Here is a 22,469-nt window from a genome sequence, read left to right as displayed (position 1 = left end):
ACGGTACGCCGATAAGTAAGCAGGCCACCACACAACATAACTGCACGAGAAAAGCACCATGCCCGCTCCTTACTTCCCCGAATGCGAAAGCTCAGACTGGCAAACCATGCCGATGGTAGAGGGCACCTCCTTCGACAGCCACCTCGGCGCATTTGAATTTCGTAAACTCGGCAATAACACCGCCCAGGCGCGCTTTGGCTGCGACGAAAACAGTAAAAATATTCAGCACGGCATACACGGCGGCTACCTCGCCGCCCGCGCCGAACAAGTGTTTTACCTGCCACTCTACACTGAGCGCTGCGTAGCATTGGGGCGTGTCGTCACCATCGATTTCGGTATGCAGTTTTTACAGGGCGGCAAGCTCGGGCAAGACATCATCGCCGATGTTGAGCTACTTCAGGAAACCGGCCGCATGGGCTTTACGCGCGGCACGCTCAGTCAGACAGGAAAGATACTGTGCAGCTTTAGTGCCACACTACGAAAGCTGCCTGCTTAAGGGTTAATCGGTAAAAAAGCTGCGGTGAAACGAAATGGTGTAAAAGCAGCAAACGCTACTTCCACCCCTGCCGCCAGTTATCCGTATTCTTCAACACCGTCCAGTCAATCGACTCGGTGCGCTTGGACATTACGGCCTCAATCACACAGTCCACCACCACGCCCTCTTCATCAAACTCCACCTCCGTCACCATAAAGTGCTTTTCTTTATTGACTGGCTGAACCGCCGTCCACTTGCTGTGGAGGAGTTTTTTGGGATTGATGGGGTTCATGGTCAAGTTTGCTCCTTTGCGGCTCATAGTACGAAGGCCACGAGATTGTACGACTGTAGGTACTTAGCAGATATACGCACCCCGGAGGTTCCCGGCACTCTCCGGCGTCGGCCTGCCTTGCTTTGTTAAATACCTCACTGCTACCATGCGCATAATATATACGCATAATGCATGCAGGAGGTTCTGTAATGCGCGAGATATTTGATAAGAAGGCCCCTAAAAAGGCGACAAACCTTAGTATAAACAGTAGCTTACTTGCCGAAGCAAGGAGCTTAAAGGTAAACCTTTCTGCTACCCTTGAGCGAGCTCTGGAAGAGGAAGTCAGAGCAAGCAAGCGCAGAAAATGGCGCGAAGACAACAAACAGGCCATCGAGAACTGCAATCGCCTTGCGGAAAGCGGGCTCTTTGCTGACAAACATCGGGGCTTCTAATGAAGCAATTTGACCTGTACGAGAATCCAGATTCTGATAGCCACGCAACCTACCCTTTCTTCGTGGATGTACAAACCGGCCTACTCGATGATCTCAATAGCCGCGTCGTTATACCGATTTCCCCGGTACAGGATGCAAAAACATTTCCCAAAAACCTGTGCCCAATTGTAGAGATTGGGAACGAACAATACGCCCTTCTTACCCATCAAATTACGACGGTGTCTGCCTCATTTCTCACTCGAAAAGAGGGCTCGTTGCTACTTAATAGAGCAGACATTATTTCAGCGCTCGATTTTCTCCTGACGGGCATTTAACGCCGGCGTCAGGGGCAGACAAAATGGAGCGCGCTTTTGTGCAACAATGAGCGGAGCGATTGCACAAAAAGTGCGGGGTTTTGGCTGTCCCGCCGCGCTTTTCAGCGGCTAACTGCGCGCCCTTGTTAGTGATTGAACAACGCATACACAACAATCCCAATGGCAACTATTACAACTAAAGCACCAGTTGCTGCGGCAAACGAACGCTGAAACGATTCAGGCTCTCCCTCTGGCACAAACGCGACGTGGTAGCTAAAAGCCTTACCAGAAAGAAACCCAAACATGATTGATGCACCAAAGAATAAAAGCATCACACCAATCTCTAACAGTTGATTTGACCACTGTGACCAATTTGCAACACCCGCTGAACGCAGCAGGAACAAACAGATCATCAAAGTCAATATTGCCCTGAAAGCCTGATATAGCCTGTAATACATTTGCGACATCTTAATCACTAACGCCGTAAGCAGGCGCGTAAAAACCGTCCGGCGCCGAAGGCGCGTAGTTGATTGATTTGTTATGCATTATTTACGCTTAGGAAAAAAATCCTTAATTTCAGAAATCGATTGATCAAATTTTAGTGGCTTGTACTCAAACCTTGCTAACGCACCTGGCCCCATCAGGTGTTTGAACCGTGCTTCCGTGACACCAGAAACATCAGGATTGTAGACAATAATCTTTTTAAGAACGGTATCACCGACAGTGCCTAAACCATATAGAAGCCTGAAAAAAGCATCCGTTTCTGGAAGCGAGTACCCGATGATAAATATATACTCTGCCTCTTCAAGCTCCTTAGCGGTAGCACTCCAAATAGTTGAGAGTAATTGATGGTAGTCTGCTTTATTCCACGCAGGAGGAACTATGACTGGCTCTGGCTTCACTCTTACATCAGTGTATTTCGTATAGTAATCCTGAAGTTGGCTACCAATTGGAATTTTGCAGTTTCCTCTTTCTTCACCGAATCCTTGATAACTATACACAGAAAAGTACTCCTGCAATGTAAGTGGTTGAACGGCACCACTGTCTTCTCGCACTGCCCAATTAAGAGAGCCGTGTAACTTTAATAAAGAAACAGGATGACTTGCGTTAACGGACGGCCCAAAGCCATAAACAGGGCCCAAACCACATCTATGCATAGCAACATCTAGAGCAATATCGTAGTTAAATGATATTACTGCTGGTTTTTTTACCGGGTGAGCTTCTTGTTTCAAATAGCCAAGTAACTCAGCAAATTTCTCGTAGCTACTTGGTGCATGTATGTATCGCCCTCTAGTTGGAAAATCTATCGTCCTTTCTAGAGTTACGACGATTAATTCTTTCAAAGACGCTATCGCCAGTGGTATCTCTTCAGGCTCAAACCCAGGCAACTTTTTAAGTACATTTGCGATTTCTAGTGCAGTAAATATTGACTCAATATTGTTTAGGTCAATTTGTGATTTTGAGTGAACCGATTGAAGTGAAGATATAGCTTTGAATACTCTTTCGAAGTCTTCATTTTTCCCTGCCACATCATTAGTGCTTAGAAGTCTGGAAGCCGTATCCAAGAAATCATTCATTAAAGGCGCTCCACAATCCTTGGAAGCCCCTGCGCCTAGAATAAAAACTATATCACCCATGTTGTGGGAGTCTCCTTATGTATAACGCCAGCCATCACAGGAGGCAAGCTTGGAGCGCAGCGGAGAGTTTGATGTCCTTGTGTATGGCATTGTTAGAGTATTAATACTCGTTGTTATCATCGGCCATCATATCTCGAATGTGTTCATCTAAATCGACATCAAAATACTCAATCGCATCGTAGTGAGAAGTGGCGATATAGGTATCCCCCAAATCAGCAGCCCTCAATTTTGAGTACCCATTTATCTTTAGGCCGCACGCGACACATTGAAATGTTTCTGGTCGCATTACTTGTCTTTCGATAATTCCATCATCACTAACTTCCTTCTTGGCTTCGCCTGCCGCTTTCCCTTGCAATAAAGCCGTACTACCACACGCTGGGCAATTCACACGATGACCGTAATGTCGAAGGGAGACCGTATCCGCTTGCTTACGAGCCTGCTCTTGCTCTTCGGGAGTTTTATCTCCCCACACAGTTTTATGCGCTGTAATCGTGCCCTTCACTGTGTTTGCGGTATCGTCTTTAAGTGCTGATATCTCTTCTTTGGCCTGTTCTGCCACCTCGTTTCCGAAAAGCGATTCCAGTGACTCGCCAATTTCGTTAGTCAAAATCTGAGAAACCGTAAAGAAACTAGGAAGCCATGACGAAGTGCCTATGTTTTCAAAAGGCATATTTCCAGAGTGAACTTCACTATTTCTACGCGCTACTTGGCTTGCGCAGAAGTTTGAATGTTCCCTTGTAAAGCCGTCAATCAAGTCTTCGACCCTTTGTATCAACTCAGTTATAGATGCTGATTTTGCGACGAATCTTTGCTTTTTGGTCGGCTTATCTAAAGCGTGGAGCAAATTATTCCAATCTTTGCTATCGGCCAATAGGACTGGAGAGACATTTGCAACGGCGGCTCGGACTAGCATTTCAACAACAAAGGCCGACCACAACCCAAATTGCCAATTGTTGTCTTGATGCTCAAACATTATCTCAGCGTAAAGTTGTGCCTTTGCGAACAATGATTCTTTTGACCATTCGTGGCTTGTTTGCTCCATTGACTATCCTTTAACCTCAGCTAAGTAGACCCTTTCAATCCTTCTATTCATTCCTTCAGCGGTAACGGCGGAACGCGAATGGAAGGTTTGCCAATTGTCAATTAGAAGGCATTGGCTGCGATTACCCAAAACTACTGCTTCATAGCCAACCTTAGCGAGACGACCTATAACCCTGGAGCGCAAGGATAACGCTAATTTATTTATTGGCTGAATAAGAAGGGAATCCCACCTGTAAAAATCACCTTCAAATAAACGAAGAGGACTTAAACGACCGATAAGCCTGCGCCTCGGCCGGAATAATGCGCGGCGCAAATCATGAATATTTTCCCCTTCAAAAATCCGTTCTGATTTTACGACTCGGGTTTCTACGGACAGTGCAGGCACTCTGCAGCAAAGCAGTAGATATCTTGGGGGGCGAAACCAATGTGCCATATCACTGTGAAAAGGAAATTCTTCTACTCCATAGTTTCCGCTATAACTACTTGCTTCCAATGAGGCTTTATCGGCTGGCCTCAATTCTTGAACTGTTTTCGCGCCAGGAACATTGATTACTGTCCCGATGTTGGTAGCAATCTCCTTCGAACTATCACCAAAAGACTGACCATCAAACGTGACATACCCATTTTCTGCTAGCTTCTTGAAGAGTGTGCTCATACGTCGATACCTTACAAATCTAACATTCGTATATCGCGCACGCTCGTTTTGCCTGAGCACAACGCCGCGACCCAATAACATAAGCGATTGAATTTACGAGTAAGCCGACGTATTCACACAAAATCGGGGACTGGAATAACGCGCATGCGCGTTTATCTTGAAGGCGGGGTGTCATAGCTCTTGCCCGTATTTCCTTATGTGGCTGTTTTGCCGCGCTTTTTTGTAAATCGCTCAGGATTAACGCGCATTCCTTGCTGGAAATACGAGCATAAAGGCTTGGCGGGCAAAAAACTATAGGCGGTGTGAATAGGTGCTTTGCCAGCAGATAACGGCTTGAACGCTGGGCTTTATTGCCAGTGCTAGAAACAAAAAGGCCCTCGAATGAGGGCCTGTTAGGTGGTTTACAAGCGGGAGGTTTAGAAGCGCAGCACCCCTTCCACGGCGACGCTGCGGGGCGCGTCAGTAGAGGCAAAGTGGGCGCCTACAAACAGCGGAACGTCGTTACCGTGTGAGGTGGTAATTTCGTTGGTGAGGTTTTTACCCAGCAGGGCCAGCTCCCAGCCCTGGGCGAAACTCATCAGTGACAGGCGGCTGTTGATTTTATAGAAGGCGTCTTGCTTGTCGGCTTCGTCGCGGTCCTGGGTGGTGTAGTACTCCTCGGTGTAGTTCAGATCCAACTGGAAGCGCATTTCCATGCTGTCGCCAATAGGCCGAACATATTGCCCGGTAAGGCTTGCGGTGACTTCCGGCGCGTAGTCGGTGCCCTCGCCAGAGAGGTCCTGGCGGCAGTCGGGGTTCCCAGCGCGGAAGGCGGCATCGGTTTGCACGGCGGTACAGGGGCCGTCTTCGAAGGAGGTGAAGTAGGAGTCCAGCCACGCTGCCGACGCACCAATGGTCAGCCGTTCACTCAGGGCCATGCGGAAGTCCGCCTCTACCCCTTGGGTGATCGACTCCGCAGCGTTGCCCACCACGTAGCCGGTGAGGGTGAAGTTACTCACCTGGCGGTTGGCAAACTCGGTGTAGAACGCCGCGGCGTTGAAGGTGGCGGCACCGTCAAACAAGGTGGTTTTTACCCCTAGCTCGAAGGTGTCGGCTTCTTCGTCTTCATAGGTGAAGGCGTCCTGACTGGAGGTGGTGTCGCTGGCGTTAAAGCCGCCGTCTTTAAAGCCTTTGGCGTAGCGGAAGTAGCTCATCACATCTTCAGTGGCGTACCACTGCAGGTTGAAGGCCGGTGAGACGTTTTCCACACTGCGCTCGTTTTCGATATCGTGGTTTTCTGAGTTATTCAGCGCACCAGCGATGACGGCATAGAGCGGGTTGATGGCCCGCTCTTTGGAGCGGAAGCGCGCAACATCCAGGTACTTAGTGGCTTCTTTTTGGTCTTCACCCCAGCGCAGGCCCAATGTGGCACTTAGCGTGTCGGTGATATTCCAGGTGGCCTGACCAAATACCGCGAGGCTGTCGGTGGTTTGTTCAAACTCGGTAAAGGTCGCTAACTGGGTGGGCAGCGATAGGCCCAATAGCGAGCTGGGAATCCCCACGGCGTCGAAGTCCAGGTTCAGCCACAGGGTGCTGGTCAGGTCTTGGGTGTGGGCGTAAATACCGCCGATGTAGTCGATGCGCTCACCCACAGTACCCGCGATGCGAAACTCCTGACTGATTTGGGTGAAGTCTTCGGTGTTTTCGGTGCCGATAAATTCCAGGTCGGTAAAGTCGGCATCCAGGTTAAAGAAGAAGTCGAAGTGGGAGTAACCGGTGATGCTGGTTAGGGTCACGGTGTCAGTGAGTGCATACTCCAGCGTAAACACAGCGGCTTCGCTGTTGTTCTGGGTAAAGGCCGGTTGCCAGTCGAACTGCTTGTCGGACTTGCGGCGGTCAAACTTGCCATCTTCGCGCGGGTCGATTTCGTCTTCGAGGTTGAAGGACAGTAGCGGCAGTGGAATGTTTATCGGCAAGTTGATGGGCAGTGAAATATTCGACTGGTACAGATTAAAGGTACCGGTGTTGTCGGTGAGCTGGAAGGTGGTGCCTTGAATGCCGAAGTCGGATTTTTCCAGCTTGAGGTTTACATCCAGCTTGTCGGTGGCGTCCCAGCGCAGTGCCAGGCGCAGCGAGTCTTCGGCGCGCTGGGCTTCGTCGCGGTCGAGAATAAAGTTGTCGACATAGCCGTCTTCTTCCAGGCGTTTGTAGGCAGCGCGGGCTGAGAAGTTACCCCCTAGCGGCGTATTCAGAATAGCAGTCACTTCCCGCGCGCCGATCTCGGGGTTGTATTGGTAGGCAATTTCGCCGCCCAACTCGTCGTTGGGGCGGCTGGTGCTGATGTTCACCGCACCGGCGATGGTGTTCTTACCGAACAGGGTGCCCTGCGGGCCTTTGAGCACCTCAACCAGTGCAATATCAAGGAAAGGCGCTTGGAACTGCTGGCCGCGACCGGCGTAGATGCCGTCGATAAACATCCCTACCGACTGTTCAAAGCCGCGGTTGTCACCCGAGCCAACCCCGCGAATATAGATGGCGTTACCCTGACCGGTAACTGCCATTTTAAAGTTGGGTACGTAGGCGGTGAGCTCTTCGATACGCTGCAAGCCGGCATCGCGAATTTTGGCGCCATCTACCGCGGCAACGGCAATGGGAACATCTTGCAGGCTCTGCTGTTGTTTCTGGGCGGTGACAATCACTTCTTCGAGCTGGGCGCGAGGTTTACCTTCAGCCGCGAACCCGGCGGCTGGCAGCACGGCCAAGGCCAACGCGGTAGTGCACCATCGTCTGGGGTTTACCATAGCAATTCCTTATTAGTGTTATTCGCCAGCATAGTGACGCAAACAGGCACAAGGAAGATTGTTCAACGGTGCCGGATGTGTCGCGGCGCGACACATCCGTTATCCGCTGGCGGTATCAAGAAAACCCCATCGGAATTGCGCAGCGCCCCATTGCAGGTGCGCTGAGGCGATGCCTACCCCGCTAGAAGCGCACAAGGCCTTCTAGGGCCAGGCTGCGCGGGGGATCGGTGGCGGCAAAGTGGGCGCCAACAAACAGGGGAACATCGTTGCCCGCGGGGCGCGTCATTTCGTTGGTGAGGTTTTTGCCGACCAAGGCCAGCTCCCAGCCCTGATTGAAGTGCGCCAAGGACAAACGGCTGTTTATTTTGTAGTAGGCCTCCTGCATATCGGCAGCGTCGCGGTCCTGGGTGTAGAAGAATTCATCGCTGAAATTCACATCCACCTGCAGGCGCAGCTCCATGCTGTCGCCAATCGGTTGCAGATACTGACTGGTGAGGCTGCCGCTGTATTCCGGCGCGTAATCGGTGCCCTGGCCGCTGAGGTCCTGGCGGCAATCCTTATTGCCCTGCTCCGACGCCGTGCGGGTTTGCTCGGCGGTACAGGGGCCGTCGGGAAAGGCGGTGAAATACGAGTCCAGCCATGCCACAGAGGCGCCAACAAGCAGCCGCTCGGTAAGCGCCCAGCGCATATCCGCTTCAAAGCCCTGGGTAATGGACTCGGCGGCATTGCCCACCACGTAGCCGGTCAGCGTAAAGTTACTGACCTGGCGTTCCATAAACTCGGTATAAAACAGCGCCGCATTCACAGTCATGGCGCCGTCGAGCAAGGTGGTTTTGATACCCAGCTCGTAGGTGTCGGCCTCTTCGTCCTCGTAGGCAAAGGCGTCCTGACTGGCGGTGGTGTCGTTGGCGTTAAAGCCGCCATCTTTAAAGCCTTTGGCGTAGCGGAAATAGCTCATGACATCTTCATTGGCATACCACTGCAGATTGAAGGCCGGTGAAATATTGTCGACTTTGCGGGCGTTTTTAATGTCGTGATTTTCCGAGTTATTGAGCGCACCAGCCAGCACCGCATAAACGGGATTGGGGGTGCGCTCCTTGCTGCGGAACTCGGCAATATCCAAATACTTGTGGGCCTGCTTCTCATCCTGCCCCCAGCGCAAACCCAAGGTGGCACTCAGCGACTCGGTAATGGCCCAGGTGGCCTGACCAAATACCGCCACGCTGTCTGTGTCTTGCTGGTATTCGCTAAACGTGGCGAGTTGGCTGGGTAGGGAAATGGTGGTGCCCGGCAGCGAAATGGAACTGGGTACCCCCAGTGCCTGGAAGTCCAGGTTTAGCCAAAGCGTGCTGGTAAGCTGCTGCTTGTGGGCGTACACGCCGCCGATAAAGTCGATGTTGTCGCCGATATTCCCCGCCAGACGAAACTCCTGGCTGAGCTGGCTGAAGTCTTCAGTGTTTTCGGTGCCGATGAACTGCAGGTCGGTGAAGTCGGCGTCGAGGTTAAATCGAAAATCAAACTGGGAATAGCCGCTGACGCTGGTGAGCGTGAGGGTTTCACTCAGGGCGTATTCCACCGTGAATACGGCGGATTCACTGTTATTTTGGGTAACTGCGGGTTGCCAGTCGAACTGACGGTCTGACTTGCGGCGGTCCAGGCGGCCGTCTTCGCGGGGATCAATTTCGTCTTCAAGGTTTACCGAGTACAGCGGCACGGGCAGTGACACTGGCGGCGTGACGGGCAAGCCGAAATTCGACTGGTACAGTGAAAAGGTGCCGGTGTTATCCACCAGCTGGTGGGTGGTGCCCACTTGGCCAAAATCCGACTGCTCCAGTTTGAGGTTGATATCGAGATCATCGCTGGCGCGCCAGCGCAGGCCCAGGCGCAGCACATCTTCGGCGCGCTCGGTTTCATCCTGGTCGAGAATAAAATTATTCACGTAGCCGTCTTCGGTTAAACGCTTATACGCTGCCCGCACTGCAAAGGCATCGCCCAGCGGCACATTAACGGTGGCGGTGACCTCTTCTGCGCCAATTTCCGGGTTGTGCTGGGCGCTGAATTCGCCGGAGAAGGCATCACTGGGTTTGGCGGTACTGATGTTGACGGCGCCGGCGATAGTGTTTTTACCGAACAAGGTGCCCTGCGGTCCTTTTAGTACTTCCACTAAGGCAATATCGAGGAACGGCGACTGGAACTGCTGACCGCGCCCGGCGTAGATGCCGTCGATAAACATGCCCACCGATTGCTCAAAGCCGCGGTTGTCACCCGAGCCCACACCGCGAATGTACACCGCATTGCCCTGCCCGGTGACCGCCATTTTAAAATTGGGCACATAGGCGGTGAGCTCTTCAATACGCTGAATACCGGCATCGCGAATTTTAGCGCCATCGACGGCGGCCACGGCTATTGGCACATCCTGCAAGCTTTGCTGCTGCTTCTGAGCGGTGACCATCACCTCTTCCAACTGCGGCCGCGATTTGCTGTCCTCGGCCAGCGCCGCAGCGGGTAATACGGCCAGCGCCAGCGCACCGATACAGCATTTGCGAACTCCCATAGTCACTCCTTATTTGTATTATTTTGGTATGGAGGATCAGTGGCCTTAATGAGTAAGGCCGTAAATTGCGTTACGACTTTTAGTTATCAGTTATTTATTTGCCAGCCACCGCCTATTCACCACTGGAGACGATAGGCAAGGCCTCGATAGGTATCACCGGCAGCACCACACTGGAGGGCCGGTCGGCATCGCTGTATACGGTCATCACCCCCGCCAGCTGGTCGACAAGGTCTAGCACTGGCGGGATGCCGCGCGGGAAGTCACTGGCACCGACGGAGATGCGCAGCGCGTGCCCGCGTTTAATCACCGCGCTGGTTGAAAATATCTCCACATTGATGGCCACCACCTCGTTCATTGCCAGGGGCTGACGGCTCTCGGCGGTATATAGGTGCCAGGGCTGAATCATATTGCCGGCAACATAGCGCGACTGGTTAGGGTCCACCGCCCGCGCCGACGCCGTAAGCAAACCACTGGTCAGTTGCCGCGATACGCCGTCGGGGGAGACATCGCTCACCCTCACCACTACGCCGGCATCCAGAGCGGTGGTGGATATCCACAAATCGGCCTGAATGGGGCCGTTAATAAAATAGTCCTCCTCCATCGGCGCACTGGTGTAGGTGACTTCCAGGGCCTCATTGATTCGGTTGTCGTCGTAGCAGGGAGAGGGAAGCAAACCGAGAATGCCCGCCGACCACTGGGCCGTGCTATCTGAGCAGATACCGGCAAAGGGTTGCTGCAAGACAATCTTGCTCCCCTCATCAGCGGCAGCGCCCTGCTGGCTTAGGCTGCCATCGCCACGCAAATACCAGCGCTCACTTTGCAACTGTGGGTGTGGCCAGTCTGGCAGCGTTACATAGCGCTCTTCGCCATAGAGATATTGGGTGACGGCGGGCATGTCTTCTGCCCCGTTGTTCATGCCCTTCAGGTAGTGGTCGAACCAGGCCAGCGCAATATCGTCGCCGTGGGGAATGCCATCGACCGGCAGCCCCTCTAACTGTGAGCCCTGCAAATGATCCCAGGGACCAATAAGCAGTTTGGCATTGGTGTTGTCCTTTAACCCTTCGTAGGCCATTGGTTCGCTGCGCTGAAAAATATCACGCAAGCCGCCGACCACGAAGGTGGGCACTTTCACTTTGTCGATATGAGTCAGGGGCGAACGCACGCGCCAAAATTCGCTGTCGTAAGCGGTTTCATCACTGCCGGTAAGGCCGCCGATCAAGGTTGTTGCCTGAAATTCCGTCACCGCGTTGGCGGTGTGTTCGGCAAACACACTGAGCAGTTGCTCGGGGTCCTGGAAACTTTCCTGCGCGGGAATTAACGACAAACCGGTTACCAGACCCAGCCATGCGGGCACAAAGGCACCGTTGATCTGACCACCGGCAAAGGTGATATCGCGATAGACATCCCCCGGCGGCACGATTGCAAACAGGGCTTTGTGTGCCGGGTGATTGTGCTGCGCGGTAAGCAATTGCGTGATGGCCATAAACGATGGCCCCCAGGTACCCACGTTGCCATCTGACCAGGGTTGATTGGCCACCCAGTCCATTACTTCCAGGTAGTCGGCCTGCTCGACCGGCCCCCAGGCTTCCCACACGCCTTCAGAGTTTCCGGTGCCGCGCACGTCAACATAAACCTGCGCGTAGCCGCGTTGAACAAAATACGGGTTGGCAGCCGTTACACCACCGGTACTGCTGTTGTATCCGGTCTGCGTGAGAATCACCGGCAGCGGTGTCTCGACGGGATTCCCCGCCTCATCGGCCGGTAAGGTGATATGGGCCGACAGGCGAACGCCGTCGCGCATTTCGATAAATTCGCGGGGCAGGGTCACCATCGCGCTGAATTCCTGCGGACGCTCGTAGGGCTGCCACCCTCGTGTTTCTGCCGAACCGGTGTCATTGGCCGTGGTAGTTTGACCGCTGCTTGAAGAGCCGCCGCAAGCCGTTAACATTGCACCGAGACAAATCAATAGCCCGGCCACTACTTGGTCACGCAAGCCCATCATGATGATTCTCCGCGTTGAGAGCGCACCGGCCGATAATTGCCGAGCGGATTCTTATCGTGTTTATTATTGTTATTGATTCGTTGCGAGCGGGAGCTGTGCCTGAGTATCCATGCTAAAGCGAGCCGCTACACAGCGAGACAAGCCTGGCGCCTCGCCAGCATTATTATGATTATGTTGATCAATACTGACCCAAAACCCTGGCTGTGGATTGTCTGCCAATGCCACGCAGTGTCCCACACCGCCAAATACACTATACGGCATATTTGTTACGTAGAAATCGGCAGACAAAAAAAATGCCGGGCTTAGCCGGCATATTTTGTATTAAGCGCTGAGCACTCGTCGCCAGAATTTATCTTTGAAGCGCTCCTGCGCGCGCTTGAGAAACAGCGATGAGATCATGCCTTCAATCGTTTCAGCAACATCGCTGCGAATCGCCATTTGCTGCGCTTTGCTGGGCACTTTGCCTTTGTATTCGCTGAGGTCAACGGGGTCACCAAACTGAATAAAACAGCGCTGGGGTTTGGGCAACAGCGTACCGAACAAGCCAACCGGAATCGGCCCCATCAGATCGGTGCGGGAGTTTTCGTTTAACAAGCCAAATCGGGTGAGCAATTTACCCAACAGCGAGTTTGGCAGGTCGCGGCCTTCCATTAAGTGGCGATAAAACTCCTCCGGGCCCACTACCGCCGTGGGAATAATGGTATAGCCATGCTTAGCGGCCATGCGCACAAAGCCGGTGCGCTCTTTCCACTGCAGGGTGTATTTTTGGTCGGCGGGTTTGGTGGCCTCGTGGGCACCGCCGGGAAATACCAAAATATCCTGGCCGCCTTCCATCAGCGCACTGCACACCTCTGGGTGGCCGATGACCGCGCCCTGATTCAGCAAGAACTGCTCATTGACGCTGTTCCACATCCATTTATCGCTTAAGGCGCGCAAAAAGCGGCCATGCTCTGCCAGCATCGGCAGGCCGAGAATCGGGCCATCGACCGCGTAAATAGAATGGTTAGCGACAAACAAACAAGGCTTGTCCGGCAGTTTGTCGGCATCGAGAAACGTCGGGGAAAACAGGTATTTGAGCAGTTTATATGCCCAGTCCCGCGCGGGGTGGGTGGGCGGTTCAACCGCCATTACGCGCTCGATGTAGCGCTGCATATCTTCGCCCTCGTAGGGCACATAATCCTTGTCGTTGATACTCATAACGCTATGTCATGCCTTTTTCGGTTGTAGTTCGCCCCGCCCTCGTGGCGGGTCGTACGCTTACGCAATAACTCCATGTATCGTTGCGCAACGCGCCAAGAATACCGAGACAGCGCAGCAACATCGACGTTTTATTCGTCAATAAATACGCACTTGGCGAAATTCGTGTCGGAAAAGTAAGCGGCAAAAAAAAAGCACTGCAAATGCAGTGCTTTCTTCGGAATTTGATGGTGGGCCGTGATGGATTCGAACCATCGACCAATTGGTTAAAAGCCAACTGCTCTACCACTGAGCTAACGGCCCCGAAAGAGGCGCTTATAATACGGATTTTGAGATCAAAAACAACAGCATAAGCATAAAAAAATTGTTTTTTTTACCCGATTAACGATAGCGCGTCGGATCGCTGACACCGGCCTCGATAAAGCCTTGTCGACGCAGGTGACAACTGTCGCAACGGCCGCAGGCATAGCCTTCATCATCGGCCTGATAACAGGATACGGTGAGGCTGTAATCCACGCCCAGGTCAGTGCCCAAACCAATGATCTGTGCCTTGCTGAGGTCGATAAGCGGCGTGGCGATATGCATGGCCTGCCCCTCTACCCCCACTTTTGTGGCGACATTCGCCAAGTGCTCGAAGGCATCAATAAAGGCAGGGCGGCAATCGGGGTAGCCGGAATAATCCACCGCATTCACACCAATGTGGATGCTGTTGGCGCCGATCACCTCGGCCCAGCCCAACGCGATGGATAAGAACACGGTGTTGCGCGCAGGCACGTAGGTGATAGGTATGCCTTCGCCACCGGCATCGGGCACATCGATGCTGGCGTCGGTCAGCGCCGAGCCGCCAATGCTGCTCAGATCCAGTTTGATAATCTTAAATTCTTTCGCGCCGTGCGCATCGGCAACGCGGCGGGCGGCAATCAGTTCGGCGCGGTGGCGCTGGCCGTAGTCAAAGGCCAGGGCATAGCATTCATAACCATCGGCGCGGGCCTGAGCGAGCACGGTGGCACTGTCGAGACCGCCTGATACCAATACAATTGCTTTCTTTGTCACTACTCTGCCTATTACTTAATGTCCGGGGGCGTCCTGCCATAGAAGTTTGTGTAGCTGAAGCTGGAAACGCACCGGCAAGTTGTCGTCGATGATCCAATCGGCGAGGTCACGCGCGGGCAACTGTTCAAAACTCGGCGAAAACAGCACCTCGCCGACGCGCTCCGGCAACCGGTGCTGATCGACCTGGAAACGCGCCCAGTCGTAGTCGTCGCGATCACAGATAACGAACTTCACCTGATCGTTCGCGCCGAGGTGGTCCAGATTTTCCATCAAATTGCGGTGTTGTTCGCCCGAGGCAGGGGTTTTCAGATCCACGACTTTCGATACGCGGGGGTCGACATCGGCAACGGGCATGGCGCCGCTGGTCTCCAGGGACACCTCGTAACCGGCATCGCACAGTGCCCGCAATAAGGTTAAGCACTCCGGCTGGGCAAGCGGCTCGCCCCCTGTTACGCAGATATACCGCGGCGAATAACTGGCAACCTGCGCAAGAATGTCGTCGATGCTGCGACGTTCACCGCCGTGAAAGGCGTATTCGGTATCGCAGTAGGTGCAGCGCAGCGGGCAACCGGTTAGGCGCACAAAGACGGTGGGCAGACCAATGGTTCTGGACTCGCCCTGTAAAGAGTAGAAAATTTCGGTAATTCGCAGACTGGCGCTCATGCTTGTGCCGCTCCGGGTGAAACGGCCTGGCCGTTAGACGGGCTGGTAAACCCAAAGGGCGCTATTTTAAGAGCTGAGCCGCCCGAGGGCAACGCGCAGCGAATGCGGTGGCTCTTTATGAGTCACTATTGGCTATTAGCAACTCTTGGCTGTTAGTAATTCTTGCGCAGGAATTCGCGGGCTTTTATCACCGCCGAATTACCGGTGTTGCCATAGCGGTCGATAACATGGGTGAGCATTTCACGCGCTTTGTCTTTGTCATCCTGCAGGAAGTAGACCGTTGCCAGCTTGTACATAGCGGCGGGTACTTTGCCGTTTTCGGGGTAGTCGGCTAACAGCTTTTGGAAAGCGGCAGACGAGGCCTCCAGGTTTTGTGGTGAAATCGCCACATAGAGCTCTCCCAGCCAATACCAGGCATTGGGCGTGTAGCGCTCGGAGGGATAGGCTTTTACGTAGGCTTCGAAGGCGGTAATGGCGTCGGTGTATTGGCGCGCCTTCACCAGGCTGTATGCCTGTGCATAGTCGACCGAGGGTTTGCCGGTAAGGCCATTATCGGTGCTTGCCGGAGCAGGTGCCTCAGTGCTTTGTTGATCTGCCGGTGCAGTGCTTGTCGCAGGCGCCGCAGCGGGAGGAAGCGCGTCAGTAGCAGAAGGGGCAGCTGCCGCCGCGCCACCCGCCACACTACTGAGCCGTCGATCCATATCGATATAACGGTCCAGACTTTGTTGCTTCAATTGACGAAGCTGATGCCCCTGCTCTTCTACCGTTCCACGCAGCGCCATAATCTCTTGCTGGAGCTGCTGAAGCTGCTGGTAGATGCCCGCTTCCAGGCCCGCCCCGGCATTGTTGCGCCGGTTTGGGTCATTGATATCCTCCACCGGAGCCTGAGCCCATACCGAAGGGCCAGACGCCAGCAGGGCGATCATCACGGTTTTTTTCAGTTGCATCAGCTTGCCTTATTTCTATTACTTAAGTTCTACGCGACGGTTTTTAGAGTACGCAGACTCAGACTGACCGAAAGCGATAGGACGCTCTTCACCGTAGCTTACGGTTTCAATACGGTAGCGAGCAATGCCGTTGATTGCCATGTAGTCGGCAACGGAGTTGGCACGACGCTCACCCAGGGCCATATTGTACTCGCGAGTACCGCGCTCGTCAGCGTGACCTTCCAGGCGAATAGGGCCAGTGGTTTTTTGCAGACGGGCAATCTGTGCATCCAGGTTGCGGCGCGCTTCAGCAGTCAGCGTGGCTTGGTCGAACTCGAAGTAGAAGATGTTTTCCAGAACCACTTCTGGCTCTTGCGCTTCGTATGCCGACACATCAGATTCCATGCTCTGCGTTGGCTCAGAGTAGGTGTTCATATCGCTGGTTTGGCCGCTGCTGTCAGTATCGTTTGACGCACAACCTGTGAGCAAAGCACCGGCTAAGGCAACACCCAGGAACAACTTAGATTGGTATTTCATTGTATTTCCCCACTTGCAAAGTTTACTTTCAGTTGCAGATAAACCATTTATCTGCAGGATTTTATCCGGCCACTACTCATACAGAAAAGGCGACCACGCCGGCTCACGCACATCTCCAAACCGGGATGGCAAGCGGTAACGCACACCGCCATCCACAGATACTGCTGCCAACACCCCTTTGCCGTTGTACGTTGTAGAATACAACAACATACTGCCATTGGGAGCGACACTGGGCGATTCATCCAAGTCGGTGGAGGTTAGTATTTCCACTCGGTTGCGCTTGAAGTCCTGCACGGCAATATGAAACCTGCCCTGCACCCTGTGTACCATAACCAGTCCCAAGCCGTCGCCCAATATTCTGGCGCGGGCATTGTAGTCACCTTCAAAGGTGACACGTTCGACACTTCCTGATGCCAATTCTACTCGGTAAATTTGCGGTTTGCCGCCTCGGTCCGACGTAAAATAGATCGACTTTCCATCCGGTGCCCAAGCGGGCTCAGTGTCGATGGCAAAGTGATTGGTCACCTTTTTCAGGCTCTGGCTTGCCAGATCCATCACGTATATATCGGGGCTACCATCTTTAGATAGCACCATGGCCAATTGTTTTCCGTCCGGCGAAAATGCCGGAGCACCATTGAGACCGCGGAAATTCGTTAATTGTTTCCGTTGGCCGGTCTGCAAATTATGTAAATATATCGCAGGACGCGTCGTTCTGAATGAAACATAGGCAATATTCTTGCCATCGGGTGACCATGTCGGCGCCAAAATTGGCTCCATGCTGTCGGCCAACACCTCCTCACCCACGCCGTCGATATCGCTTTTCAGCAAACGGTAGCGAAAGCGATTGTCCCCTTCACGCACCGCCGACACATATAACAGCTGAGTGCGGAAAGCCCCGCGAACATTGGTTAACTTTTCGTATATGCGGTCGCTAATGGTGTGGGCGAGAAAGCGCACTTTGTCAAAACTCTGCGACTCTTCCCCCTGCAGGATGCTGCGCTGGGTATTCACATCAAGCAGCTCGTAGCGGGCGACCAGGTTGTTGTCGCGGCCAAAACTCAGTTCACCGACCACCACATAGTCAACACCGAGGCTTTTCCAGTCGCGGTAGTAGACTTCGTTGGCATTGGCGGGGCGACTGAGCATGTCGGCGCGACTCAATGGCTCGAACAGACCGCTGCGGTGCAGGTCGCGTTCAACAATGGATGCCACATCCTCGCGCAGGGTCACGCCGGCCTTCCAGCCAAATGGCACAACGGCAATGGGCACGGGGTCGTCTTTGCCCTCATTAATTTCAATGGTGAGGTCAGCGACGCTCGGCAGCGTCCACAGCAGTAGGAACAGCGTTATTATTAGCGGTTTTCGCATTATCGTCTCAAATCAGTTGGCTCAAATTTAAATTGGAAATGACGGAATTTCCGCTCGTAGGCAGCGCGATTTTGCTGGGCGAGCTCACCCAGCTCAGCGATTTCTCCCAGACCTTTGACAGCGCGTAAGGCAGATTGATCAAAAGCCTCGTTGCCGCTGCCTTTGACTACTGAGGCGCTAATAATTTCCCCTGTTGGCAATGTGCGAATGGCAACCGTCACTGACATACCGTTGCGGGCGCTGGGCGGGCGCGACCAGTTGTTTGTCACCAGCTGGGCGATAAGCTGCTCGTAACTGCTAACCAGCTCGGCTTCCTCAAACGCGGCATCCTCAGACGCCAGCGCCGCCGCCAATTCCTCTTGTTGCTGTTTGCGAATCTGCTCCTGCAGCGCGCGCTGCTTGGCTTCTTCCGCCGCTTTCTCAGCTGCTTTTTTCTGGCGAATTTCTTCCGCTGTTGGCCCCTTGGGCTTGGGAGCAGGCTTCGGCTTGGGTTTAGGCTTTGGCGCAGGCTTGGGCTTTACTTCCGGTTTAGGCTTCACCACCGGCTTTGGTTTAGGCGCGGGCTTGGGCTTGGCTGGCGGCGCGGGTTTAGCGCGACTGGGCGGGACTTTGTCGATAACCAGCTTCGCCTGAATCACCACCGGCTTTGGCTTAAGCTCCTGGCTGTCGCTAATACCGGGCAGGCCAATAAGCAACACGGCAGCCACCAGGCCGTGCAGCAAAAGTGTGACCATTGCCGGAATTAAACGGAAGCCCTGCATGTTTACTTGCGCCCCGCCGCCGGCGGTTCTTCGGTAATCAAACCTACCGATGGCGCGCCAGCGCCCTGCAATACGGCCATAGCCGCCACCACCGCGCCATACTCCACAGCGTTGTCGCCGCGTACCATCACCGGCGTTTTGGGTTTGTTGCGCAGGATTTTACTGAGCTTTTCACCGATCTCGGCCAGCGGCACCGGCTCGCCCTGTTTGTCCGGGTCGCCAAGGCTCACATAGTAGCGGCCGTTCTTATCCACCGAGACAATGATCGGGTCATCATCGGTGGGTGGTACCGGCTCGGTCGAGGCCTCGGGTAAGTCAACCTGCACCCCTTGAACCAACATCGGCGCGGTCACCATAAAGACGATCAACAGCACCAGCATTACGTCGATATAGGGGACGACGTTAATGTCCGACATGGCTTTGCGTTTATTGCGACGACTCATGTCTGTGCCCCTTAGCGCACGTGAACCTGGCGGTGCAGCAGGCTGGAGAATTCCTCGGCAAAGGTTTCATATTTGCCCATATACGAATCCAGCTTGGCAGAGAAACGGTTGTAGGACATCACCGCTGGAATCGCGGCGATCAATCCCATTGCCGTTGCCACTAGCGCCTCAGAAATACCCGGCGCTACCGTCGCCAGTGTGGCTTGCTGCACCTGCGCCAGACCGTGAAAAGACCCCATAATGCCCCACACCGTACCAAGCAGGCCGATGTATGGGCTGGTGGAGCCGACCGTAGCCAGGAAGGGCAAGCTCTTTTCCATGTGTTCTTCTTCGCGCGAAATGGCAACGCGCATCGCCCGCTGACAGCCTTCCATCACGGCGTCGGAGTCGATATTGCGCTGGGCCATGCGGCTGAACTCTTTGAAGCCGGCGCGGAAGATGCTTTCCATGCCCACTGCCAAGCCCTGCTTGTTGCTGCCTTCTTGATAGAGGGTGTTCAAATCGCCCCCCGACCAAAACTGCGCCTCAAAGCGCTTCATTTCCCGCTCGGCCATGGAGAAATACATCACCCGCTGGGCAATTGCATACCACGACAGCAGCGATGCCAGCACCAAAATAGCCATGATCGCCTGCACAAACAGGCTGGCCTGACTAATCAGCGTAATAATGGACAGGTCTTGCTCCACAGCAGCTCCCCTCTGAATCGAATTTTTGTTACTGAGCGGTTTCGGCCTCGGCAGCCAATACCTGATAAATCGTCTTTGGCAATCGCCTTGCCCGCCCGACTAGCGGGTCGACACAAGCAATCTGTATGCTTGCCTCGCACAGTAACTCTTGGTCGCGATAGACATGCTGTTCAAACATTAGTGCCGTCGGGCGCAGAGATTTTATCTCTGCCGTGACGCGCAGCACATCATCCAGCTTCGCCGAGGCGTGGTAACGCGCCTGCACATCGCGAACCACCATGAGCAAACCATCGTCGGCCATGGCGGCTTTCGCAAAGCCGCGCTCGCGCATATATTCGGTTCGCGCCCGCTCCATGTACTTCAGATAGTTGACATAGTAGACAATGCCACCGGCGTCGGTGTCTTCGATGTAGACCCTCAGCGGCAGCGAGAATTCCGCGCTCATTGGTCGGCCTCGTCTGGCCGGCTCAATCCAAAATGCTGATAAGCATGGTTAGTGACCACGCGACCACGCGGTGTGCGCATGATGTAGCCCTGCTGTATCAAGTAGGGCTCGAGCACATCCTCGATGGTGCCGCGCTCCTCACTGATCGCCGCAGCCAGGCTTTCAATGCCCACGGGGCCGCCGTCAAATTTTTCGATCATGGCCAGCAGCAAGCGGCGGTCCAGATGATCGAAACCGCGATTGTCGACATTGAGCATATTCAGCGCTGCATCGGCCACCTCGGCACTGACATTGCCATCGGCTTTGACCTCCGCGTAGTCACGAACACGCCGCAGCAGGCGATTGGCAATACGCGGTGTGCCGCGCGAGCGCATGGCGATCTCTTTGGCGCCGTCGTCGTCGATGGTCATGCCGAGAATCGCTGCCGAGCGGCTAACAATGGTCGACAAGTCGTTGACGCCATAAAACTCCAGGCGCTGAACAATGCCAAAGCGATCGCGCAGCGGTGATGTCAGCAGTCCCGCACGAGTCGTTGCGCCCACCAGGGTAAAGGGCGGCAGATCGAGCTTGATCGATCGCGCCGCGGGGCCTTCACCGATCATAATATCGAGCTGGTAGTCCTCCATCGCCGGATAGAGAATTTCTTCTATATGGGGGCTCAGGCGGTGGATCTCGTCGATGAACAACACATCGCCTTCATCGAGATTGGTCATCAACGCCGCGAGGTCGCCGGCCTTTTCCAGCACCGGGCCTGAGGTAGTACGCAGCGACACGCCCATTTCATTGGCCAGAATATTGGCCAAGGTGGTTTTACCCAGCCCGGGCGGGCCAAAGATAAGAGTGTGATCAAGAGGCTCGCTGCGGCCGCGCGCGGCATTAACGAAGATATCCATCTGCTCGCGAACCGCTTGCTGGCCGATATAGTCCTCGAGACTTTTCGGGCGAATGGCGCGGTCAAAGCGCTCCTCGGCACTTTCGGCGGGCTCGGGGGCAATCAGGCGATCGACTTCTATCATAGTGTTTTCCAGCGTGATTAGCTGACCATATTCTTCAATGCGGCGCGAATCAGCGCTTCGCTAGTTTGCCCTTCAGTATCCAGCGCGCTTATCGCCTTGCTGGCCTCCTGAGGTTTGTATCCCAAGGCTACCAGAGCGGCTTCAGCCTCGGCCAACACCGCCGACGCCGAGGGCTGTGCAGCCACCGCGGGCGAGGCCGCCGCAGCCGGTGCCCAGCTTTCCAGGCGGTCTTTCATTTCCATAATCAGCCGCTCCGCGGTCTTCTTGCCCACGCCGGGCAGTCGGACCAGCGATGCGGTGTCGCCCTCTTGCACACAGCGTACAAAATCGTCGCTGTCGATGCCCGACATCACCGTCAAGGCAAGCTTGGGGCCGACGCCGTTCACTTTTATCAGGTCGCGAAACAACTGCCGCGAGCGGGTGTCACTAAAACCGAAGAGTAACTGGGCGTCCTCGCGGACAATAAACTGAGTGTAGAGCGACACCTCTTCGCCCAGCGGCGGCAGGTTATAAAGGGTGGTCATCGGCACCAGCACTTCGTAACCGAGGCCGTTGATATCCACCACAATTTCCGGAGCCTGCTTTTCCAGCAGGACACCGCGCAAACGAGCAATCATGAATTTACCTTAGCGCTAAGTCGACCGCGACGCAGGCGCGCCGCGGCAAGGGGTTCTGACATACTGTGTAGGCCTTCGCGGGCATGGGCGTGGCAAATGGCTGCGGCCAAGGCGTCAGCGGCATCTTCCTGAGGCGCTGCCGGCAGTTTGAGCAAGACTTGCACCATATGCTGGATCTGATCTTTATTCGCAGCGCCAGTGCCCACCACCGCTTTTTTTATCTGTCGCGCGGTGTATTCGGCAACTGGGATATCTTCAGACACGCAGGCCACCACCGCGGCGCCGCGCGCCTGTCCCAGTTTAAGTGCCGAGCCCGCACTTTTGGACATAAACACCTCTTCCACCGCGGCTTCATCGGGACGGTACTCGTCGATAATGGTCGACAGGCTGCGGTAGATAATTTTAAGACGCTCGGGCAGTGCGCCCTGTGGCAAGCGAATGACACCACTGCTGACATAGCGGTGACGACGGCCTTCAATCGAGATCAGACCAAAGCCCGTTTTCTGCGAACCGGGGTCGATGCCAAGAATAATTGTCATAGCGTATCACTGTTCGAAACTGCGCCTATTATGCACAGATCACACAGCGAAATGACAA

24 protein-coding genes and 1 tRNA gene are annotated in these 22,469 nt (G+C 54.3%); 3 read left to right on the top strand and 22 right to left on the bottom strand.

Annotated features, from left to right (window positions below):
- The first annotated feature begins 58 nt into the window (after window positions 1–58).
- Complete coding sequence (locus tag AC2Q8J_RS15260) at window positions 59–496, top strand: PaaI family thioesterase (RefSeq protein WP_486451700.1); 438 nt, start codon at window positions 59–61, stop codon at window positions 494–496.
- Window positions 497–551: 55 nt separating this feature from the next.
- On the opposite strand, the gene AC2Q8J_RS15255 is transcribed toward AC2Q8J_RS15260, so the two are convergent.
- A complete protein-coding gene (locus AC2Q8J_RS15255) occupies window positions 552–767 on the bottom strand; it encodes a TIGR02450 family Trp-rich protein (RefSeq protein ID WP_027873463.1) in 216 nt (71 codons plus the stop codon).
- Window positions 768–955: 188 nt separating this feature from the next.
- Between AC2Q8J_RS15255 and AC2Q8J_RS15250 the strand changes: the two genes are divergently transcribed.
- Together AC2Q8J_RS15250 and AC2Q8J_RS15245 are read left to right on the top strand one after the other, a co-directional pair.
- Complete coding sequence (locus AC2Q8J_RS15250; protein WP_486451699.1) at window positions 956–1,198, top strand: type II toxin-antitoxin system CcdA family antitoxin; 243 nt, start codon at window positions 956–958, stop codon at window positions 1,196–1,198.
- Window positions 1,198–1,512, top strand: a complete 315-nt coding sequence (locus tag AC2Q8J_RS15245) for a CcdB family protein (RefSeq protein WP_486451698.1) — start codon at window positions 1,198–1,200, stop codon at window positions 1,510–1,512. The genes AC2Q8J_RS15250 and AC2Q8J_RS15245 overlap by 1 nt, the downstream gene beginning before the upstream one ends.
- 125 nt (window positions 1,513–1,637) lie before the next feature.
- Here the strand turns inward: AC2Q8J_RS15245 and AC2Q8J_RS15240 are convergent, their stop codons facing one another.
- From AC2Q8J_RS15240 to ruvC, 21 genes are all read right to left on the bottom strand, one after another.
- A complete protein-coding gene (locus tag AC2Q8J_RS15240) occupies window positions 1,638–1,958 on the bottom strand; it encodes a hypothetical protein (protein ID WP_486451697.1) in 321 nt (106 codons plus the stop codon).
- 78 nt (window positions 1,959–2,036) lie between these two features.
- On the bottom strand, window positions 2,037–3,128 hold the full coding sequence (locus AC2Q8J_RS15235; protein ID WP_486451696.1) for an SIR2 family protein: 1,092 nt from the start codon (window positions 3,126–3,128) through the stop codon (window positions 2,037–2,039).
- A 100-nt stretch (window positions 3,129–3,228) separates the two neighbouring features.
- Window positions 3,229–4,170 carry a hypothetical protein gene (locus AC2Q8J_RS15230; RefSeq protein WP_486451695.1) on the bottom strand — a complete coding sequence of 314 codons (942 nt, stop codon included), beginning with the start codon at window positions 4,168–4,170 and terminating at the stop codon, window positions 3,229–3,231.
- Window positions 4,171–4,173: 3 nt separating this feature from the next.
- Complete coding sequence (locus tag AC2Q8J_RS15225) at window positions 4,174–4,824, bottom strand: Fe(II)-2OG oxygenase family protein (protein ID WP_486451694.1); 651 nt, start codon at window positions 4,822–4,824, stop codon at window positions 4,174–4,176.
- Window positions 4,825–5,240: 416 nt separating this feature from the next.
- Window positions 5,241–7,604 carry a TonB-dependent receptor gene (locus AC2Q8J_RS15220; RefSeq protein ID WP_486451693.1) on the bottom strand — a complete coding sequence of 788 codons (2,364 nt, stop codon included), beginning with the start codon at window positions 7,602–7,604 and terminating at the stop codon, window positions 5,241–5,243.
- Between the two features lie 181 nt (window positions 7,605–7,785).
- On the bottom strand, window positions 7,786–10,158 hold the full coding sequence (locus AC2Q8J_RS15215; protein WP_486451692.1) for a TonB-dependent receptor: 2,373 nt from the start codon (window positions 10,156–10,158) through the stop codon (window positions 7,786–7,788).
- A 112-nt stretch (window positions 10,159–10,270) separates the two neighbouring features.
- A complete protein-coding gene (locus AC2Q8J_RS15210) occupies window positions 10,271–12,160 on the bottom strand; it encodes a CocE/NonD family hydrolase (RefSeq protein ID WP_486451691.1) in 1,890 nt (629 codons plus the stop codon).
- Between the two features lie 321 nt (window positions 12,161–12,481).
- Window positions 12,482–13,357 carry a lysophospholipid acyltransferase family protein gene (locus AC2Q8J_RS15205; RefSeq protein ID WP_486451690.1) on the bottom strand — a complete coding sequence of 292 codons (876 nt, stop codon included), beginning with the start codon at window positions 13,355–13,357 and terminating at the stop codon, window positions 12,482–12,484.
- 228 nt (window positions 13,358–13,585) lie between these two features.
- Window positions 13,586–13,660, bottom strand: a tRNA-Lys gene (locus tag AC2Q8J_RS15200).
- Between the two features lie 78 nt (window positions 13,661–13,738).
- Entirely contained in the window at window positions 13,739–14,410 is a 672-nt protein-coding gene (gene queC / locus AC2Q8J_RS15195) for a 7-cyano-7-deazaguanine synthase QueC (protein ID WP_027874348.1), read from the bottom strand.
- A 15-nt stretch (window positions 14,411–14,425) separates the two neighbouring features.
- Entirely contained in the window at window positions 14,426–15,073 is a 648-nt protein-coding gene (gene queE, locus AC2Q8J_RS15190; RefSeq protein ID WP_286837254.1) for a 7-carboxy-7-deazaguanine synthase QueE, read from the bottom strand.
- Window positions 15,074–15,225: 152 nt separating this feature from the next.
- Window positions 15,226–16,020, bottom strand: a complete 795-nt coding sequence (gene ybgF, locus AC2Q8J_RS15185; protein ID WP_204996754.1) for a tol-pal system protein YbgF — start codon at window positions 16,018–16,020, stop codon at window positions 15,226–15,228.
- 18 nt (window positions 16,021–16,038) lie between these two features.
- The gene (gene pal / locus AC2Q8J_RS15180; RefSeq protein ID WP_027874345.1) at window positions 16,039–16,536 is read right to left on the bottom strand and encodes a peptidoglycan-associated lipoprotein Pal; all 498 of its coding nucleotides are present in this window, start codon (window positions 16,534–16,536) and stop codon (window positions 16,039–16,041) included.
- A 72-nt stretch (window positions 16,537–16,608) separates the two neighbouring features.
- Window positions 16,609–17,904, bottom strand: coding sequence for a Tol-Pal system beta propeller repeat protein TolB (tolB, locus tag AC2Q8J_RS15175; RefSeq protein WP_286696075.1), 1,296 nt, complete (start codon window positions 17,902–17,904; stop codon window positions 16,609–16,611).
- Window positions 17,904–18,665 carry an energy transducer TonB gene (locus tag AC2Q8J_RS15170; protein ID WP_486451689.1) on the bottom strand — a complete coding sequence of 254 codons (762 nt, stop codon included), beginning with the start codon at window positions 18,663–18,665 and terminating at the stop codon, window positions 17,904–17,906. Before AC2Q8J_RS15170 ends, tolB begins: the two co-directional genes overlap by 1 nt.
- Before the next feature lie 2 nt (window positions 18,666–18,667).
- Window positions 18,668–19,108 carry a protein TolR gene (gene tolR / locus AC2Q8J_RS15165; RefSeq protein WP_027874342.1) on the bottom strand — a complete coding sequence of 147 codons (441 nt, stop codon included), beginning with the start codon at window positions 19,106–19,108 and terminating at the stop codon, window positions 18,668–18,670.
- Window positions 19,109–19,119: 11 nt separating this feature from the next.
- Window positions 19,120–19,794: a protein TolQ gene (tolQ, locus tag AC2Q8J_RS15160; RefSeq protein WP_486451688.1), complete on the bottom strand. Its 675-nt coding sequence runs from the start codon at window positions 19,792–19,794 to the stop codon at window positions 19,120–19,122.
- Between the two features lie 28 nt (window positions 19,795–19,822).
- Window positions 19,823–20,239, bottom strand: coding sequence for a tol-pal system-associated acyl-CoA thioesterase (gene ybgC, locus AC2Q8J_RS15155; protein WP_286696077.1), 417 nt, complete (start codon window positions 20,237–20,239; stop codon window positions 19,823–19,825).
- Window positions 20,236–21,255: a Holliday junction branch migration DNA helicase RuvB gene (gene ruvB / locus AC2Q8J_RS15150; RefSeq protein WP_486451687.1), complete on the bottom strand. Its 1,020-nt coding sequence runs from the start codon at window positions 21,253–21,255 to the stop codon at window positions 20,236–20,238. The genes ybgC and ruvB overlap by 4 nt, the downstream gene beginning before the upstream one ends.
- A 17-nt stretch (window positions 21,256–21,272) precedes the next feature.
- Window positions 21,273–21,872, bottom strand: a complete 600-nt coding sequence (gene ruvA / locus AC2Q8J_RS15145; RefSeq protein WP_204996750.1) for a Holliday junction branch migration protein RuvA — start codon at window positions 21,870–21,872, stop codon at window positions 21,273–21,275.
- Window positions 21,869–22,411 carry a crossover junction endodeoxyribonuclease RuvC gene (ruvC, locus tag AC2Q8J_RS15140; RefSeq protein WP_204996749.1) on the bottom strand — a complete coding sequence of 181 codons (543 nt, stop codon included), beginning with the start codon at window positions 22,409–22,411 and terminating at the stop codon, window positions 21,869–21,871. The genes ruvA and ruvC overlap by 4 nt, the downstream gene beginning before the upstream one ends.
- Window positions 22,412–22,469: the final 58 nt, after the last annotated feature.

It is taken from the genome of Spongiibacter sp. C9W, from assembly GCF_057370015.1.
This window is presented reverse-complemented; position numbering and strand designations above follow the sequence as displayed.